Below are 16,243 nucleotides of genomic sequence, written 5' to 3' on the forward strand. Positions count from 1 at the left end.
GCCCCTAAGAGCAAAAAGCCCCTACTGGCCTGCCAGACCCGTGTGGGCCACGCCCGCCACGATCTGCCGCTGGAAGAAGACGAAGACGACGATCAGGGGCAGGCCCGCCATCAGGCCGCCGGCCATCAGCTGGGCCCACTGGATGCCGTAGGAGTTCATGACGGTGGCGATGCCGTTCGGCATGGTCATCAGGTCGGGGTTGTTGGTCACCATGTACGGCCACAGGAAGTTGTTCCAGGAGGCGATGAAGGTGAAGATGCCGACCGCCGCGAGGGAGGGGCGGGCGAGCGGGACGACGATGGTGAAGAAGACGCGCCAGCGGCCGGCGCCGTCGATGAACGCTGCCTCCTCCAGCTCGCGCGGGACGCCCTGGAAGAACTTGTAGAGGATGTAGACCATCGCGGCCGGCGCGCACTGCGGCAGGATCATGCCCCAGTAGGTGTCGACCATCCCCATCTGCTGGACCGTGGTGAACAGGGGTACGCCGAGGACCGCCGGGGAGATCATCAGGCCCGCCATGACGACGCCCATGAGAACGCCCTTGCCGCGGAACTCCGTGCGGGCGAAGCCGTATCCGGCGAGGGCCGCCACGATCAGCACGACGGACGTCACGCACACCGAGACGACCAGGGAGTTCACAAACCAGTCGGTGATGTTGCCGGTCTCGAACAGGGCCGTCCACGCCTGGCCCGTCCAGTCCCTCGGCAGCCAGTGCGGGGGCACCTCCACCGCCTCGGTCTCGGACTTCAGCGAGGTGAACAGGCCACAGGCGAAGGGCGCGAGGAAGACGACCGAGACGGCCGTACCGAGGAGGGTGAGCACGATCTGGCCGGGTGTCCACGCCTTGGTCGTCATCGGGCGGCGCCCTCCTCACGGTTGCGCAGCAGCCACATTCTCGCGAGGGCGACGACCGCGATGAGCACGAAGAAGATGATGGAGATCGCGGAGGCGTAGCCCACGCGGTAGCTGGTGAAGCCCTCTTCGAGGGTGTACTGCACGAAGGTGCGGGTGGAGTTCTCCGGTCCGGGGCCGAAGTCCATCATCACGACCGCCTGGTCGAAGACCTGGAGCGAGGCCAGGATCTGGAGCGTGATGACGAGGCCGGTGATGTTGCGCAGCATCGGCAGGGTGATGTGGACCATGCGGTGCCAGGCGTTCGCGCCGTCGAGCTTGGCGGCCTCGTAGAGGTGGTCGGGGATGGACTGGAGCGCGGCGAGGTAGAGCAGGAAGCTGAAGCCGACCGTCCACCACAGGGTGGTGATGACGATGGCGAGCATGGCGTACGACTTGTCGGTCAGCCACGCGGTCTCGATGCCGAAGACGTGGTTGATCATTCCCGTGCCGGGGTTGAACAGCCACTGCCACAGGTTGCCGGCGACGGTGGAGGGCAGGAGGAAGGGCGCGAAGAAGCACAGGCGCCACAGCCATTTGCCGCGCTCGATGTGGTGGGCGAGCATCGCCAGCAGGAAGGCGAGGACGGTGATGCAGGGCACGACCAGAAGCGTGAAGTACGCGCTGCGACCGAGCGCGTCCCACATCAGCGGGTCGTCGAGGGCCTCGCGGTAGTTGTCGAGGCCGATGAAACTCGTGCTGTCACCGGAGATGTTGGCGTCGGTGAAACTGAGGTAGATGCCGCGTAGCAGCGGCCAGATCACGAAGAGCGTGAAGAGGACCAGGAACGGGGCCACGAACCAACCGCCGTGCTGGAAGCCCTGCTTACGGCGGAGGGTGGCGCTGTCGGCGGCGGTCCTGGCGCGTGGCGGCGCGAAGACGGTCTCGGCGGTGGTCATGCGGCCGTACCCCCCTGCGCGGCGGTCCTGCCGTCCATGGGGTTCTTCATCGCGAGCAGCTTGGCGAGCTCGCCCTTCATCCGGCCGGCGACCACGTCGGGCCTGGCGGAGCCCAGTGTCGAGGACACGACGATCGGGCCGACGCGCTGGGCGAGGATGCCGGTGGAGCCCGCGAACCACACCTTCGGCTCGGTGGCCTGGTGGTCCATGGCGGAGACGTACTCGCTCTGCGGGTCCAGCTTCTTGTACGCCGCCGTGGACAAGGTCGGTGTGTGCGCCGGGATGTGGCCGCCGGCCGCCCACTGCCGGGCGTGCGTGACGATGTAGGCGGCGAGCCGGTGGGCCCCGTCGTCGGCGGCGCCGCCGCGGCCGGACCGGTGGGGCAGGACGAAGGCGTGCGACTCGGCGTGGGTGGCCTGCTCGCCGAAGACGGGCGGCAGCGGGATGGCGCCGTAGTCGAGCTTCGCCCCGGCGTAGACCGGCACCGACCAGTTGCCCTCCCAGGCGAAGGGGGCGCCGTTGATGAACTGTTCGGCGCCGACGGAGCCCAGGCCCGGGTCGGCGTACCCCTCGGCGATGTGCCGGCGCAGGAACTCCAGGACCTGCGTGGCCCGGTCGGTGTCGAAGGTGACCTCGGTGTTGTCGGCGTTGAACCAGGTGCCGCCGAGCTGGGTGTAGAAGGCGACGAAGAACCACCACTGGAAGTTCTGGTCGTTGACCCACAGGCCGATGGTCTGCAGCCCCTTCCTGGTGGCCTTCTTGGCCTCCTTCAGCACGTCGAACCACTCGTCGGCCGAGGTGACCGGGACGATCCGCCCGTCGTCACCGAGCAGGCCCGCCCTCTTCAGCACGTCCTTGCGGTAGAAGCAGAGCTGGACGTGGATGTCGAGCGGGAGGGCGTAGAGCTTCCCGTCGATGACACCGCGCTGCCACAGCGAGGGGTTGAAGTCCCGTTCGCGTACGCCGTGTTCGGCGAGCAGCTCGACGTCCCAGGGATCGAGGAGCCGGCCGGGCGAGAAGCCGGTGACGCGGCCGAGGTGCATCACGCCGAGGTCGGGCGCGCGGTTGCCGGCGGCGGCCATGGCGAGCTTGGTGTAGAAGGGGTTGCCCCACTGGAGGGTGGAGTCCTTGACGTCGATGCCGGGGTTCGCCTGCCGAAAGGCGTCCAGCATCGCGATCATGTTGGAGCCGTCGCCGCCGCTGAACAGGTTCCAGTAGCGCACCCGGGTGTCGGCGCTGGAGGCGAGCGCGTCGGCGCCGGTGCCCAGTGCCGCGAAGCCGAAGCTGCCGGCCACCGCCAATCCGCCCGCGGTGGCCAGAAGTTGCCTGCGATTCAGGTCAGGTCGTCCCATTGCCTGCCCTTACTGTTCGACATATCGAATTACGCCCGTAACTTCGAACGGGACCGTAGGGTGGAAGCGCTTTCCAGTCAATGCCTTGTGCACGAATTTCGAGCGGTGACGGTCGTTCCCGGTGAGACGGCGGTCGTTCCCGGTGACAGCGTGGTCGTTCCCGGTTGAACAACGGTCGCCGGATCACATGACGCGGACAGTTCGGGCCGCGTAGGCTCGAACGGCCCGCCGAGCGGCGGAGGAACAGGGGGTGCGATGGACATCGCGGGCGCGCGCAAGAGGGCGGCCCGGGTCGCTTCGGCGCTATGGCCGCGGCGCTCTCACGCCGCTTCCGGGATGCGCGACCTGGCCTCCGACCTGAGCGCGGCCGTGCGTTCCAGACCCCACCCCCCGCAGGACGTGGACGAGTTGTGCCACGCCCTGTGCGCGGAGATGAGCGCGCGGCGCGGCGGGCGGCCGGTGGAGCTGCGGTTCGAGCGGTTCCCCGACGAGATCGAAGTGACCGGGCTGTGGGTGGAGTTCCAGGACTTCGACCTGGTCATCGTCGAGGAGCGGGCCGAGGCGGTGCAGCGACTGGTCGTCCTCGGCCATGAGTTGTGGCACCTGCACGCCGGGCACGGCCACCATCACACGAACGGCACAGCCGCCGCGCACGCGCTCGCGGGCACGCCCGGCTGGCGGGACACGGCCCTCGCGGTGGCCGCGCGCACCGGCTCCCGGGAGCGGGACGAGGCCGAGGCCGACGACTTCGGGCACCGGCTGGCCGCCGCCTTCCGGCCACTGATGCCGCGGGAGGACCCGGACGCGCCGCTCGGCCCGCTGCAGCGTTCGCTGGGCTATCGCGGGAGCGGGAGGGCGACACGGTGAACACCGTGCTGGCACAGGACCCCTCGAGTGTCCTCGGCGAGGTGTACATCTCGTTCTGGATCCCGACCGTGGTACTGACCGCCGCGCTCGCGATCAAGCTGCCCACCATCATCCGGCTGTGGCGGGACCCGCTGCTGCGCGCGGTCGGCGGCCTGCTGCTGCTCGCCTGTGCCGTGTTCGTGTTCGCGGCCCCGGCGACGATCGCCTGGGTCAACCGCGTCACGGGCGTACCGAACATCGCGGCGCCGCTGGTGTACTCCCTGCTCACCGCGTTCTGCGGCTCCTGTCTGCTGCTGATCATCGCCTGGCGCAACGGCCTGTCCGACCGCAACGCCGAGACCCGCCGCGCGATGCGCCTCGTCATCTGCGCCTACGCGGGCGTGATCGTGGCCCTCTGGGTGCTCTTCGCCCTGGCGGACGCGCCCGTGGAGCGGGTGCGGGACCTGGACACGTACTACGCCAACACGCCGTTCATGCGTGAGGAGACACTGCTCTACCTCCTCGCGCACTGCACCGCCGTACTCATCACGTCCCGGCTGATCTGGAACTGGGTGCGCACGGACGGTCTGGACGCCTGGCTGCGCTGGGGGCTGGTGTGCCTGGGCGTCGGCTACGCCCTCAACCTCATCTTCGACGCGGCCAAGCTGACCGCCGTCGTCACCCGCTGGACGGGCAACGACCTGGACTGGCTCAGCACCGATCTGGCGCCGCCGGTGGCCTGTCTGTCCGCCATCCTGATCGCGGTGGGTTTCATCCTCCCGCACGCCGGCCAGTATCTGCACGACCGCTGGCGGGTCCGCCTCGCCCACCACCAACTGCGGCCCCTGTACCTGCTGATGAAGTCCGTCAACGGCTACGGCGTGCCGTTCGTGCTGCGCGCGTCGCCGGAACTGCGGCTGATCCGGCGCGAGACCTTCATCCGGGACGTCCTGCTGCCGCTGGCCCGGCACATCGACGAGGAGCTGCACACGCGGTCGTACACCGCCGCGCTCGGCCTCGGCTTCACGCCCGACCGTGCGAAGGCGCTCGCCGCCGCCCTGACCGTCCAGGACGCCGCCCACCGCAGGAGCCGGGCCCCGGACGAGGGCGGCAGCGGCCACCCCGACACCGCGGATCTGCTGCGGGAGATCGGCGCCGTCTCCCGAGCCCTCCGCAACCCCGACGAGATCGACGCGGTCCGTGCCCGCACGGCCGCCCCAGCAGGAAACGTGCCCGTACATGACTGACCGCCCCACCACCGCCGTCGTACTCGGCGGCTCCCTCTCCGGCATGCTCGCCGCCCGTGCGCTGGCCGATGTCGCCGACCACGTCACCGTGGTGGAACGCGACGTGCTGCCGGCCGGCCCCGAACCGCGCAAGGGCCTGCCGCAGGCCCGGCACGTCCACCAGCTGTGGTCGGGCGGGGCGCGGGCCCTGGAGGAGCTGCTGCCGGGCATCGTCGGACGGCTGCAGGACGCGGGGGCGCACCGGCTGCCGGTGACCACGGACATCGTGGCGCTGTCGCCCTACGGCTGGTACCGGCGGTGGGCCGAGTCGCACCACATGCTGCTGTGCGGCCGGGACCTGCTGGACGCGACGATCCGGGCGGCCGTCCTCGCAGACGAACGCGTCGAGCTGCTCCAGGGAACCGAGGTGCTCGGGCTGATCGGTACGGAGGCGGCCGTGCGAGGCGTGCGCATCCGCGCCGCCGACGGTGCCGCCGCCGAGCGGATCCTGACGGCCGATCTGGTCGTCGACGCCACGGGACGCGGTTCGCGTGCGGGGCTCTGGCTGACGGGGCTCGGGCTGCCGACGGTCGAGCGGCGTGAGGTCGACTCCGGGGTGGCGTACGCGAGTCGGGTGTTCCGGGCGCCCGAGGCGGCGCGGGAAGGGTTCCCGGTCGTCAACGTCCAGCCGGACCCACGGGCCGGGAAGCCCGGGTGCGGGGGCGTGCTCCAGCCCATCGAGGACGGACGGTGGCTCGTCACGCTGTTCGGCTCCCGGGGCGCCGAACCCCCCACCGAGGCCGATGCCTTCCTGCCCTACGCCCGCGAGCGGCTGCGGCACCCCGTCATCGCCGAACTGCTCGCGCACGCCGAGCCGTTGACCGACGTGGCGTACACACGGACGACCGCCAATCGGCGCCATCACTACGAGCGGATGCCGGCCTGGCCCGACAACTTCGCCGTACTCGGGGACGCGCTGTGCGCACTCAACCCGATCTACGGGCACGGCATGTCCGTCGCCGCCCAGAGTGCGCTCGCCCTGCGGGAGACGGTACGGCGGCACGGCTGGGGAACGGCCCGGCTGTCCCGCCGGATCCAGCGGGCCGTGGCGCGACCGGCGTCGGCGGCATGGGATCTGGCCCTCGGGATGGACGTCTTCTATCCCGGGGCGACCGCGGACGGCCCCACCCTGCGCGACCGGCTTTTGGCGGCGTACGTGGGCCGGCTGCTGCACACCGCCACCGGGAACGGGCGGATCGCCCGGCGGGTGACGGATGTGACGTCGCTGGAGCGGGGGGCGCAGGTGCTGCTGACGCCGTCCGTCCTGCTGGCCGCGCTGGTCGGCCCGCTCAAGCCGGCGCTGAGCGGGCCGCCGTTGACTGCGCAGGAGCTGAAGGCGGCGGGGGTGCCGTAGGGCGGCTCAGCCGTTGAACGCCGGCAGTGCCAGTCCCTTGCCCGCGCCGGGTACGACGAGCAGGGAGCCCGACAGCGGGGGCGGCGTCGCCAGTCCCGTACGGGCCGTGGTGATGTACAGGTCGGTCAGGTCGGGTCCGGCGAAGGCGCACGCCGTCACCCGGGGCACCGGAAGCTCGATCACCCGGTCCAGCTCGCCGCTCGGCGTGTAACGCCGTACCGCCGCGCCGTCCCACAGCGCCACCCACACACAGCCCTCGGCGTCCACCGTCAGTCCGTCGGGGAAGCCGGCGCCGTCCTCGATCTCGGCGAACGGCCGCCGGCCGGCGACACCGCCGTCCACGTAGTCGAAGACGTCGACGCGCCGGGTGGGCGAGTCGACGTAGTACATGAGGCTGCCGTCCGGGCTCCAGCCCGTGCCGTTGCTGACCGCGACGTCGTCGAGCACGACCTCGGCCGATCCGTCACCGGTGAACCGGGAGAGGCTGCCGCCGCCCGGGGCCTCGTCGTAGCGCATGGTGCCCGCCCACAGGGAGCCGTCGGGGGCGACGGCTGCGTCGTTGGCGCGGCGGCCGGGGACGGGCTCGCGGTGCAGCCAGCGGAAGGTGTCGTCCGGGTCGAGCAGTCCCACCCCGTCCCGGAGGTTGAGCACGAGCCCGCCGCCGGCGCGCGGCTTGACTGCGCCGATGTGCTGGTCGGTGGTGCGGACGGTCCGTCGCCCGGAGACGGGGTCGTAGGTGTGGACCCGTGCCCCCAGGATGTCGATCCACAGCAGCCGCCCGCTGCTCGCGTCCCAGGTCGGCCCCTCGCCGAGCTGGGCCTCCGCCCGGACCGCGACCTCGTAGCGCGCCGTCACGCCATGCTCCGGTGTCCGAGACGCTCCGACAGTTCGGCGGCCCCCTTGGCGGCGAGCTGCTCCAGCTCGGCGCGGCGCTCGTCGCTCCAGCGGATCATGGGGACGGAGATGGAGAGGGCGGCGACGACCTGCCCGGTGCGGTCCCGCACGGGCGCGGCCACACACGACACATCCGGGTTGGATTCCCGGCTCTCGACGGCGATCCCCCGCTGCCGGATCTCGGCGAGGGCCTCGCGCAGAGCGCCGGGCTCGGTGATGCTGTTGGGTGTCATGGCCACCAGCTCGGCCCCGTCCGGAATCCGGGAGCCGAGTTCCGACTCGGGAAGCGAGGCCAGCAGCATCTTGCCGACGGATGTGCAGTGGGCGGGCAGCCGGCGACCGGCGGCGGACACCATCCGCACGGCGTGCGTCGAGTCGACCTTGGCGATGTAGATGACGTCGGTGCCCTCGAGGATCGCCACGTGCACGGTCTCGTCACAGGTCTCGGCTACGGACCGCGCGACCTGCTGCCCCTCGGCCGCGAGGTCGAGCTGCTCGGCGTAACGGCTGCCGAGTTGGTACGGCCGGACGCCCAGGCGGTACCGTCCGGGCTGACCCGGCACCTGGACGATGTACGACCGGGCGGCCAGAGTGGTGACCAGCTCGTGCACGGTGGTGCGCGGCAGCTGGAGCTTGCGCACTATGTCGGGGGCGGAGAGCGTGCCGTCCCCGTCGAGGAAGAGCTCGAGAATGTCGAGAGCCCGGGTCACGGCTGGTACGAGGCGTCCCACGTCCGGCGCCCTCCCTTGGGTGTCAGTGAGGCTGCGTTCGATATTTCAACAGCCGATCGGGATAACGAACACAGGCTACTCAAATTCCGTTTGACCGGGCAATGGCCGTGCGCGGACCGGCCCGAAAGCTCCTCGGACTCGATGCATGGCCAGTACCGTTGCCCGTGTGCGGCAGGTCACAATCCGCTGCACGGGGAGGCACCTGGGGTGACGGCTTAGGCGCGCCCCCAGGTGAGTGATATGGGGGGATTCTGTGCGCGAAATGACCAAGGGCTCGAACGTGTCGCTGACGGCCCTCAGCGAGGACGTCGGCACGGTGATCGTCAGCCTCGGCTGGATCAGCCCGACCGGTGAGGGCGACGCCGACGTGTCGGTTCTGCTGCTGGACGAGAACGGCAAGGTCCGCAGTGACGCCGACTTCTACTTCTACAACAACCCGGTGGCCGCCGACGGCAGTGTCCAACTCCTGGGGAAGACGCCCACGGAGGACGGCAACGAGGACCGGATCTGCTTCGATCTGACTGCGGCCCCGCCGGAGGTCGAGCGAGTCGTGGTCGCCGCGAGCCGGTACGGCGAAGCCCGCTTCGGAGAGCTGGAGGACGTACAGGTGAGGCTGGCCGACGCGGCCGGCGAGAGCCTCCTGCGGTTCGCCATCGACGACGTCGACGCGGTGAGCGCGATCATCTTCGGGGAGTTGTACCGGCGCGGGGAGGACTGGAAGTTCCGTGCCGTCGGTCAAGGCTACGAACGCGGCCTGGCCGGGATGGCGACGGACTTCGGGGTCGACATCGACGACGACGCGACCGAGGCAGAGGTGGAGGCGCTGGTCGAGTCCGACGCTCCTGCCGAGGAGGAAACTCGGTCCGCGTTGGAAGCGCCCCGCTCGGCGAGCGGCAGCGGTCAGTCGCAGCCGACGACCCCAGCCGCTCCGGCCGCGACGCTGGAGGCGGTCCCGGCTCCCCGCAGTCCGGACGCCGCCGAGACCGGCCCGACGAAGCAGGCGGCGGCGCGGCCCCGTACGGCCAAGAAGAAGGTCACCCTGCCCAAGGTGACCAGGAAGTCGCTGGCGGAGAACGAGTCCTGGAGGGAGGCCAGGCTCTTCCCGGTTTCCGTCCTCAAGAGCGACCGCGACCGGGAGATGCGAGCCACCTCGGTGCTGCTGTCGGTGATGGCGCAGGTACCGGAGTTCGGCAGGCGGCTCACGGCCGCCTTCGGTGCGCCGGCGGGCCGTATGGAGACGTTCACCGAGGTCTCGCTGCCGCACGGCGACACACCACGCCGTCCCGACGGGGTGGTCCGCGTCGAGCGGGCAGGCAAGCTGTGGACGGCCCTGGTGGAGACCAAGACCAACGGCAACTCCCTCAAGGCCGACCAGGTCCAGGCGTACATGGACATCGCCGCGCGGCGCGGCTACGAGGCAGTGATCACGCTGTCGAACGACGTCGCGTTGGAGGGCAGCCCGCTCGTCGACGTCAAGATCGACGGACGCCGGAAGCACAAGGTGGCCATGTGGCATCTGTCGTGGGCAGAAGTCGCCCACCAGGCACAGATGTTGATCCGCCACGAGGGAGTCGGGAACGCGTCGCACGCCTGGCTGCTTCAGGAGCTGCTGCACTACCTCCAGCACGAGAACTCCGGTTGCCACGGCTTCCAGAACATGGGCTCGGCCTGGGTCCCCGTTCGCAACGGCATCGATGACGAGACCCTGTGCCAGGGCGACCCGCGGGCTCTGGAGGTAGTCGAGAGCTGGGAGCGTCTCGTCCGCCAGGTGTGCCTGCGCCTGGGCGGCGAGCTCGGCCAGAAGGTCCTCCCCGTGCAGCGCGCCAAGCGTGGCACCGACCCCGGCGCCCGGAGAGCGCAGCTCGCCGACCAGCTATGCCTGGACGGCAGGCTTCAGGCGGAGCTCCGCATCGAGGGCACCCCCGGGGTCCTGTCCGTCAGCGCCGATCTACGCACGGGCAAGCTCCGTACGTCGCTGCAGATCCCGGCCCCCGACCAGGGCTACCCGCTCACCTGGGTCAAACGCCTCGTCCGACGTCTCGCCGAGGCACCGGCCGACCTCCATGTGGAGACCCTGGTCGAAGGGGACGCCGGAGGCCCCCGCGGCACCCTGGAACGCCTGCGCCCCGAGCCGGGGGACCTGCTCCCGAAGAACACCGCCACCCGGATCACCGGCTTCCGCCTGACTCTCTTCAAGGGCATGGGAAGCACCCGGGGCAACGCCGAGTCCGGCTTCATCCGCAGCGTGGACGACGCCGTACACCGCTTGTATACGACGGTGGCGGTGCACCTGGACCGCCCCGCATCGCCACGAGCGGCGGCGAAGGAGCCCGCCGGCGCCTAGGGAGTCGACTTCGTCAACTCTGCGGCTTCCCCGTCCGCACATACGTCACATCGAAATCCGTCGTCCACCGCTCTCCGTCCGCTGACTGCTCCCAGCGGCCCTCGATCGTCGTGCCGTCGGGGGTCGCGGTGACGGTGAGGCGTTGGTGGAGGCCGGGGGCGGTGCGCCACTGGTGCCAGGTGCGGTCGGTCATCGTGCCTCGGTAGACGCGGGCGACGGAGCGGCCGTCGGCGTACAGGACGGTGAACTCGTCGGCCGTGTCGTCGTAGCCGATCAGGGCGACGGTGGGGAAGGGGGCGTTTGGGCCCCACTCGCCGGGGAGTGAGGTCTCGGGGCCGACGTCCGCGCGCTGGACGAGGAAGGCGCCGTTCTCCAGCCAGGCGAACTCCGTCCGGATGGGGCCGACGCTGTGGTCTGCGGCCCACAGGTCCCATTCGCCGACGAACACGTCCAGCTTGCGCAGGGCGGGGTGCGGGGTCGGTTGCCGCATCGGGGTCTCCTCGGGGGCGCGGGCGGAGCAGGTGGGGTGGCGCCGGGTACGCCGACGCCAGTACACGGGGTTACTCCCGCTGTCAGACGTGCTCGCCGCTCGCGCCCGGCACGGTGTTGGGCATGCCTTCCACGTCTTCCGCATCCTCCAGGAAACTCAGCCGTCCCGCCCGCCGGGCCGCGCTCGTCGTCCATGTCGTCGCCTCGGCGAGCTGGGTCGGGCTCACGCTCGGGCTGCTCGCGCTCGGGATCACCGCGGCCGGCACCGGGTCCGCGGTGACCGTGGAGGCGTCCGTGCGGGCGATGAAGCTGTTCGCCGACTGGCTGCTGCTGCCGGTCGCGTTCCTCACGCTGGTCAGCGGGGTCGTGCTGTCGCTGGGCACCCAGTGGGGTCTGGCGCGGCACCGCTGGGTCTACGTCAAGTTCTGGATGACCCTCGCGACGGCCACCGCCACCGTCTTCGCCCTGCGCCCCGGCGTGAACTCCGCGGTCGCCGCCGTGGCCGCGGGCGGCCCGCTGCCCGACGCCGGTGACGTCCTGTTCGGGCCGATCGTGTCGCTCTCCGCGTACGTCTTCATGACGGTGATCTCGATCCTCAAGCCCTGGGGGCTGACGAAGCGCGGGCGCAGGCTGCGCGCCGCGTCCACCCGCCGACGGGCCGACAGCGCCGGACCGGCCCGTCAGACGGCCTGACCGGCCCTTACAGGTACTGCCCGTCGTCCGCCCCCTTCCCCGCCCCCGGCCACACCTTCACCGCCACCACGTGGGCGAAGTTGACCAGCGCGAAGCCGTTCTCCGCGTCGTCCGGTGCGGTCAGTTCGAAGCGCAGGGTGCGGCCCTCGTCGAAGGCTTCGTTCAGGGCCACGACCGCCGAGTCCAGGGTCGCGAAGTCGCAGGTCCGCACGGTCAGCGGTTCGCCTTTGACGGGCTGGAGCCAGATGTGTAACTCCGGGTTGTCGGGCATACGGCCACGATGCGCGCTCCGGGCACCCCGCACAAGTGCCTCCACACCGGGCAACCTCCCACGCACATGCGGCGACATGCCGACGAAGTCCCGCCCCCACCACGGGCGTTCCGCTATCTCCGCGTCCCGCCCAGCACCCCCCGCAACCGCTGCGCCCGCAGCACCAGCTCCAGCTCGAACCGCCGGTCCGGGTCCTCCATCTCCTCGCCCCACAGCTCCCGGATCTGGCGCAGCCGATAGCGGACCGTCTGGGGATGCACCCCCAGGCGGGCCGCCACCTCGGGCGCCCCGCCCCTGGTCTCCAGCCACGCCAGTAATGTCTCCGCCAGCCGCCGCCCATGCGTCGGCCCGCAGCTCTCCAACGGCGCCAGACACCGCACCGCCAGGTCGTCGATGAGCTCCTCGGGCTGCAGGAGCACCAGCGCCTCCGTGTGCTCGGTGCAGTACAGGACCTCACCGGCCGGCAGCAGCCGCCGTTCCATCAGACGTACGGCGGCCTCGGCCCAGCGCAGCGACTTCGCCGCGTCGGCGAGGGGGACCGGGGGGCCGATCGCCCCGGACCAGCCGCACAGGGCCCGGTGCAGCAGTTCGGGGCGGCCGGCGGCGTCCGGCTCGGGCACGACCATGCGCGGCTGCTCGTACTCCAGGTCGAGCAGCACCCCCTGCCCCACGGCCGGGGCGAGCGCCTCCCGCGCCGGGCGCAGCAGCACGCCCACCGCGACCTTCTCGGGCAGCGGCCAGCCGATCCGGGCCGCCCGCTCCGACAGGGCGTCGGCCGGGTCGCCCCGGTGGTGCTCGGCCAGCAGCAGTTCCATCAGCCGGCGTTGGAGGCGAAGCCGCTCGCCGGCCTGCCGTGCCGCCGCTTCGGCGTAGCCGCGCACCGACTGGTCGACCAGGCCGTCGAGGTACTCGTAGCCCGCGTCCACCAACTCGTACATCGCGGGCGGCGGAATCTCGACGCGCTGGCCGATCTCGGCGAAACGGCGCCAGGCCAGCCGTACGCCCAACCGGTAGATCGCCTGGAGGGAGTCCAGGGAGCGGCCGTTGTAGCCCTCGCCGCGGCCGAAGTCCTGGAAGACGCCCGGCGGGACGGTCGGGCGGCCCTCCGACTTCTCCAGGTGCTCGACGAAGACCTCGATCGCGCGCCGGATGCCGACCAGTGCCATCGGCTCGCCCGACTCGTCGAGGACGACCGGCAGTTGGGGGTACTCGCGCTGGATCTCGCCCAGGATCTCCTCGGCGAGGGCCGGGGCGTCCGCCATGGCCAGCTCCGCGAAACGGCGGACCTGGTAGCGGGGTACGTCGCGCCAGGCCGAGCGGGTCACGGCGGCCGGGGCCGCCGTGGAGCGGGTGGCGGCCACGGTCAACTCCCCTGGCCCGCTTGCTCGTAGGTGATCAAGGGGGTGTTCGGCTGGTCGGGTGTCGCCTCCAGCAGCGCGACGACGCCGAGCGCGGCACCCACCGCGAGCACGGCGGCGAGCGCGACGGTCAGCGCGGCGGCGAGCAGTCTGGACATCGCAGGGTCAGCCTCTCTGTCCGGAGGTCCCGGAAGCCCGGAGGTCCCGGGAGTCGTCCCCACCCGGTGCCGTCAGCCCGGTCCCGACCCCTGCCTGTCGGGCCCAGTCTCGACAAGCCCGGTCACCCCGTCAAGACATTGACACTCCGTCAAGAGACGCCTACGGTTCCCGGCCCAAGAACGGCCAGGCATCGACCGAGCATCGACCGTGCGTCAACCCCCCAGGAGTGCCGGATGCGCCGTACAGCCTCACCTGTCTCGTTGATCCTGCTGGGTCTCGGCACGTTTCTGCTGGTACTGGCGCCGTTGCTGGTCTGGTACGTGACACCGCGCGCCGCCGTGAACCCGATCGACATCGACACCACAGCCGTTTACAAAGGCACCGGCAGCGTCTTCGACACCGAGAAGATCGAGACCGTGCCGGACCAGACGATCACCGTCACCCAGCGGGTGCGGGGCGACGTGGCGGAGAGCGAACGCAGCGGCAACGCCGTCTGGGACGTGATCACCACCGTCGACACCGACAAGTCCCTGCCGGCCGCCGACCCGCACGACGCGCTGGACTACACCCCGCACCGCTGGGTGATGGACCGCCGGAGCACCGGGCCGGTGCACTGCTGCGGCGAGAAGCCGTACATCGAGGGCGAGGCCTATCTGAAGTTCCCGTTCGACGTGCAGAAACGCTCCTACCAGTGGTGGGACAACACCGGCGGTACGACGGTCACGATGCGCTACGACGGCACCGAGAAGATCCAGGGCTACACGGGGTACCGGTTCACCGCCGAGGTCGCACCCCGCAAGGTCGGCACCCGGCTGGTCCCCGGCAGCATCGTCGACCAGCCGAACCGCCCGCAGGTGCTGGCCGAGGAGTGGTACTCCAACCATGGGTTCAAGCTGGTCGTGGACCAGCGCACCGGCCGGGTGATCTACGCCCAGACCGGCCCGCGCCGCACCCTGCGGGCGCCCGATGGCGAGAAGGACGCGGCGGTGCTGCTGGACAGCGAGAAGATCGCGTTCACCACGGCCACGCAGAAGGAGGCCGTGCGCCAGGCACGGCAGGACACCGATCAACTGCGGCTGGTGGGCGGGACATTGCCGATCGGGGCGGCCGGGGCGGGATTCGGCCTTGCGGCGGTAGGCGTCTTTTTGGTGGTACGCGGGCGTAAGCGCCCGGAATCACCCGGTACGGTCGAGATGCCCCAGCCCTCACTCACAATGTGACGTGACGTCAGCTCTAACAAAGCCCGAAATTGTCACGTCGGTGAGTAGCCGTGGCGAACTGCTGGGCGAAAACTGTCCAACCCCACCCGGACACAGCCTGTCCACACCCCATGCACAACGACCGTAAAGCGCCCGAAAATCTTCGATTCCCCCCACAGGAACCCAAACCCTCCCTCCCCCACGCTGAGTTCCGCACCCTGAGACGAGTTGGAGCACCCATGCCCCAGCACGTGCCCTCCCCTCCCCCGTTCTCGAATTCGCTCGAGCGGGGGGACCCCCATCGTGCCGGTCTCCCCTGGACATCGCAGCACTCCCCGGCGCTCCCCCCACATCCGCGCCGAATCGTTTTTCTCGCCCATCGTGACCTGGGCAACGAGGCCGCCGGCGGCTCCGAGCTGCTGGTCGACCGGCTTGCCGACGGGCTGACCCGGCTCGGCCACCAGGTCACCCTGCTGTGCGGGGGCCCCGCGGCCTACCGCGACTACCGGGTCGTGTCCGCGGGCGGTTCCTACGGCCACTATCTGCGCGCCAGATCCGCCTTCGCCCGTCAGGTCGGCGACTGCGATCTGCTGGTCGAGGTCTGCAACGGGATGCCGTACTTCGCACCGCTGTGGCATCGCGGGCCGACCTTGTGCCTGGTCAATCATGTGCACACCGATCTGTGGCAGATGCGGTTCGGCGGGGCGATGTCGCCTGCCGCTCGGCTCGGTCGAAGACTCGAGCACTGGGCGCTGACCGGTGCGCAACAACGGGGCCTGCTGGTCGCCGTGTCCCCGTCCACGGCGCATGCGCTGGGGGCGATCGGCGTCGAGCGGGACCGTATCCGAGTGGTCCACAACGGGGTCGAGGAGCCCGGCCCCCTGGGCGACCGTTCCTCCGAGCCCCTGTTCGTCGCCGTCGGACGGCTTGTCGAGTACAAGCGGATCGATCTGCTCCTGCGGTTGTGGGAGCGGGTGCGGCCGGTCACCGGCGGCCGGCTTGTCATCGTCGGGGACGGGCCCGAACGTGGACGGTTGGAGGCGCTCGCCGGTCCCGGCGTCGAGTTCGCAGGGCACGTTTCCGAGGCGGAGAAGCACCGGCTGCTGTGTGCGGCGTGGCTGTTGCTGCATCCGTCCGCGATCGAGGGATGGGGGCTCGTCGTCACCGAGGCCGCGACCCGGGAGACGCCGGCCATTGCCTTTGACGTGCCCGGGCTGCGGGATTCCGTCGTGGACGGGGAGACGGGGGTGCTGGCGCAGGGCGAGTCCTCGTTCGCTGCCGCTTGGTGCACGCTCGCCCTGTCGGGACATCGGCGGGAGTTGATGGGCAAGGCGGCGCGGGATCGGGCTGCTCGGTATCGGTGGGAACGGACGGTTCGGCAGTTCCGGGCGGTTGCGGCGGAAGCGGTGTGTCGTGGCGCCTGAACGGGGCGGTGGGGCGGCCGGTGCGCGGGTGCCGGTTGTACGCGGCCGGTCGC

Annotated in this window: 16 protein-coding genes; 7 read left to right on the forward strand and 9 right to left on the reverse strand. The window is 70.7% G+C overall.

From position 1 onward, the window contains the following. Nucleotides 1-21: 21 nt before the first annotated feature. Genes ACFQ6S_RS17935 through ACFQ6S_RS17945 form a run of 3 tightly spaced genes read right to left on the reverse strand, consistent with a single transcriptional unit; the run spans nucleotide 22 to nucleotide 3,142 of the window. Complete coding sequence (locus ACFQ6S_RS17935; RefSeq protein ID WP_383410049.1) at nucleotides 22-855, reverse strand: carbohydrate ABC transporter permease; 834 nt, start codon at nucleotides 853-855, stop codon at nucleotides 22-24. Continuing rightward, on the reverse strand, nucleotides 852-1,790 hold the full coding sequence (locus ACFQ6S_RS17940) for a carbohydrate ABC transporter permease (protein WP_383410052.1): 939 nt from the start codon (nucleotides 1,788-1,790) through the stop codon (nucleotides 852-854). The genes ACFQ6S_RS17935 and ACFQ6S_RS17940 overlap by 4 nt, the downstream gene beginning before the upstream one ends. Further along, the gene (locus tag ACFQ6S_RS17945) at nucleotides 1,787-3,142 is read right to left on the reverse strand and encodes an extracellular solute-binding protein (protein ID WP_383410054.1); all 1,356 of its coding nucleotides are present in this window, start codon (nucleotides 3,140-3,142) and stop codon (nucleotides 1,787-1,789) included. The genes ACFQ6S_RS17940 and ACFQ6S_RS17945 overlap by 4 nt, the downstream gene beginning before the upstream one ends. 255 nt (nucleotides 3,143-3,397) lie before the next feature. Here ACFQ6S_RS17945 and ACFQ6S_RS17950 point away from each other — a divergent pair, with 255 nt between their 5' ends. From ACFQ6S_RS17950 to ACFQ6S_RS17960, 3 genes are read left to right on the forward strand one after another with little or no spacing between them, the layout of a single operon-like run. After that, on the forward strand, nucleotides 3,398-4,009 hold the full coding sequence (locus tag ACFQ6S_RS17950) for a toxin-antitoxin system, toxin component family protein (RefSeq protein ID WP_383410059.1): 612 nt from the start codon (nucleotides 3,398-3,400) through the stop codon (nucleotides 4,007-4,009). After that, nucleotides 4,006-5,235, forward strand: coding sequence for an MAB_1171c family putative transporter (locus ACFQ6S_RS17955; RefSeq protein WP_383410062.1), 1,230 nt, complete (start codon nucleotides 4,006-4,008; stop codon nucleotides 5,233-5,235). The genes ACFQ6S_RS17950 and ACFQ6S_RS17955 overlap by 4 nt, the downstream gene beginning before the upstream one ends. Continuing rightward, on the forward strand, nucleotides 5,228-6,628 hold the full coding sequence (locus ACFQ6S_RS17960; RefSeq protein ID WP_383410065.1) for an FAD-dependent oxidoreductase: 1,401 nt from the start codon (nucleotides 5,228-5,230) through the stop codon (nucleotides 6,626-6,628). The genes ACFQ6S_RS17955 and ACFQ6S_RS17960 overlap by 8 nt, the downstream gene beginning before the upstream one ends. 6 nt (nucleotides 6,629-6,634) lie before the next feature. On the opposite strand, the gene ACFQ6S_RS17965 is transcribed toward ACFQ6S_RS17960, so the two are convergent. Continuing rightward, nucleotides 6,635-7,483 carry an SMP-30/gluconolactonase/LRE family protein gene (locus tag ACFQ6S_RS17965; protein WP_383410068.1) on the reverse strand — a complete coding sequence of 283 codons (849 nt, stop codon included), beginning with the start codon at nucleotides 7,481-7,483 and terminating at the stop codon, nucleotides 6,635-6,637. Then, on the reverse strand, nucleotides 7,480-8,253 hold the full coding sequence (locus tag ACFQ6S_RS17970; RefSeq protein WP_383410070.1) for an IclR family transcriptional regulator: 774 nt from the start codon (nucleotides 8,251-8,253) through the stop codon (nucleotides 7,480-7,482). The genes ACFQ6S_RS17965 and ACFQ6S_RS17970 overlap by 4 nt, the downstream gene beginning before the upstream one ends. A gap of 262 nt (nucleotides 8,254-8,515) precedes the next feature. Between ACFQ6S_RS17970 and ACFQ6S_RS17975 the strand changes: the two genes are divergently transcribed. Further along, nucleotides 8,516-10,597, forward strand: coding sequence for a TerD family protein (locus ACFQ6S_RS17975; protein WP_383410073.1), 2,082 nt, complete (start codon nucleotides 8,516-8,518; stop codon nucleotides 10,595-10,597). Nucleotides 10,598-10,610: 13 nt separating this feature from the next. Here ACFQ6S_RS17975 and ACFQ6S_RS17980 read toward each other — a convergent pair whose 3' ends face one another. Then, nucleotides 10,611-11,087, reverse strand: coding sequence for a hypothetical protein (locus tag ACFQ6S_RS17980; RefSeq protein WP_383410075.1), 477 nt, complete (start codon nucleotides 11,085-11,087; stop codon nucleotides 10,611-10,613). A gap of 122 nt (nucleotides 11,088-11,209) precedes the next feature. Here ACFQ6S_RS17980 and ACFQ6S_RS17985 point away from each other — a divergent pair, with 122 nt between their 5' ends. Beyond that, a complete protein-coding gene (locus ACFQ6S_RS17985) occupies nucleotides 11,210-11,779 on the forward strand; it encodes a DUF2269 domain-containing protein (RefSeq protein WP_383410078.1) in 570 nt (189 codons plus the stop codon). Nucleotides 11,780-11,786: 7 nt separating this feature from the next. Here the strand turns inward: ACFQ6S_RS17985 and ACFQ6S_RS17990 are convergent, their stop codons facing one another. The 3 genes from ACFQ6S_RS17990 to ACFQ6S_RS18000 all read right to left on the reverse strand — a co-directional run bounded on the left by ACFQ6S_RS17990 (nucleotide 11,787) and on the right by ACFQ6S_RS18000 (nucleotide 13,566). Then, nucleotides 11,787-12,050 (reverse strand): hypothetical protein, encoded by a 264-nt coding sequence (locus ACFQ6S_RS17990; protein ID WP_383410080.1) that lies wholly within the window; start codon nucleotides 12,048-12,050, stop codon nucleotides 11,787-11,789. Nucleotides 12,051-12,163: 113 nt separating this feature from the next. Further along, on the reverse strand, nucleotides 12,164-13,411 hold the full coding sequence (locus ACFQ6S_RS17995; RefSeq protein WP_383410082.1) for a PucR family transcriptional regulator: 1,248 nt from the start codon (nucleotides 13,409-13,411) through the stop codon (nucleotides 12,164-12,166). A gap of 2 nt (nucleotides 13,412-13,413) precedes the next feature. Then, on the reverse strand, nucleotides 13,414-13,566 hold the full coding sequence (locus tag ACFQ6S_RS18000; protein ID WP_167348315.1) for a hypothetical protein: 153 nt from the start codon (nucleotides 13,564-13,566) through the stop codon (nucleotides 13,414-13,416). A gap of 234 nt (nucleotides 13,567-13,800) precedes the next feature. On the opposite strand from ACFQ6S_RS18000, the gene ACFQ6S_RS18005 reads away from it, so the two are divergent. Next, nucleotides 13,801-14,787 (forward strand): DUF3068 domain-containing protein, encoded by a 987-nt coding sequence (locus tag ACFQ6S_RS18005; RefSeq protein WP_383410085.1) that lies wholly within the window; start codon nucleotides 13,801-13,803, stop codon nucleotides 14,785-14,787. Between the two features lie 218 nt (nucleotides 14,788-15,005). After that, nucleotides 15,006-16,190 (forward strand): glycosyltransferase family 4 protein, encoded by a 1,185-nt coding sequence (locus tag ACFQ6S_RS18010; RefSeq protein WP_383410089.1) that lies wholly within the window; start codon nucleotides 15,006-15,008, stop codon nucleotides 16,188-16,190. The last annotated feature ends 53 nt before the right edge of the window (nucleotides 16,191-16,243 follow it).

The sequence above is a fragment of the Streptomyces sp. NPDC056479 genome (genome assembly GCF_042795335.1).
Taxonomy (GTDB): domain Bacteria; phylum Actinomycetota; class Actinomycetes; order Streptomycetales; family Streptomycetaceae; genus Streptomyces.

Coding starts and splice junctions, on each gene's coding strand:
- ACFQ6S_RS17935 (WP_383410049.1), bottom strand. CDS start 855: ATGACGACCAAGGCGTGGACACCCGGCCAGATCGTGCTCACCCTCCTC.
- ACFQ6S_RS17940 (WP_383410052.1), bottom strand. CDS start 1,790: ATGACCACCGCCGAGACCGTCTTCGCGCCGCCACGCGCCAGGACCGCC.
- ACFQ6S_RS17945 (WP_383410054.1), bottom strand. CDS start 3,142: ATGGGACGACCTGACCTGAATCGCAGGCAACTTCTGGCCACCGCGGGC.
- ACFQ6S_RS17950 (WP_383410059.1), top strand. CDS start 3,398: ATGGACATCGCGGGCGCGCGCAAGAGGGCGGCCCGGGTCGCTTCGGCG.
- ACFQ6S_RS17960 (WP_383410065.1), top strand. CDS start 5,228: ATGACTGACCGCCCCACCACCGCCGTCGTACTCGGCGGCTCCCTCTCC.
- ACFQ6S_RS17975 (WP_383410073.1), top strand. CDS start 8,516: ATGACCAAGGGCTCGAACGTGTCGCTGACGGCCCTCAGCGAGGACGTC.
- ACFQ6S_RS17980 (WP_383410075.1), bottom strand. CDS start 11,087: ATGCGGCAACCGACCCCGCACCCCGCCCTGCGCAAGCTGGACGTGTTC.
- ACFQ6S_RS17985 (WP_383410078.1), top strand. CDS start 11,210: ATGCCTTCCACGTCTTCCGCATCCTCCAGGAAACTCAGCCGTCCCGCC.
- ACFQ6S_RS17990 (WP_383410080.1), bottom strand. CDS start 12,050: ATGCCCGACAACCCGGAGTTACACATCTGGCTCCAGCCCGTCAAAGGC.
- ACFQ6S_RS18000 (WP_167348315.1), bottom strand. CDS start 13,566: ATGTCCAGACTGCTCGCCGCCGCGCTGACCGTCGCGCTCGCCGCCGTG.
- ACFQ6S_RS18005 (WP_383410085.1), top strand. CDS start 13,801: ATGCGCCGTACAGCCTCACCTGTCTCGTTGATCCTGCTGGGTCTCGGC.
- ACFQ6S_RS18010 (WP_383410089.1), top strand. CDS start 15,006: ATGCCCCAGCACGTGCCCTCCCCTCCCCCGTTCTCGAATTCGCTCGAG.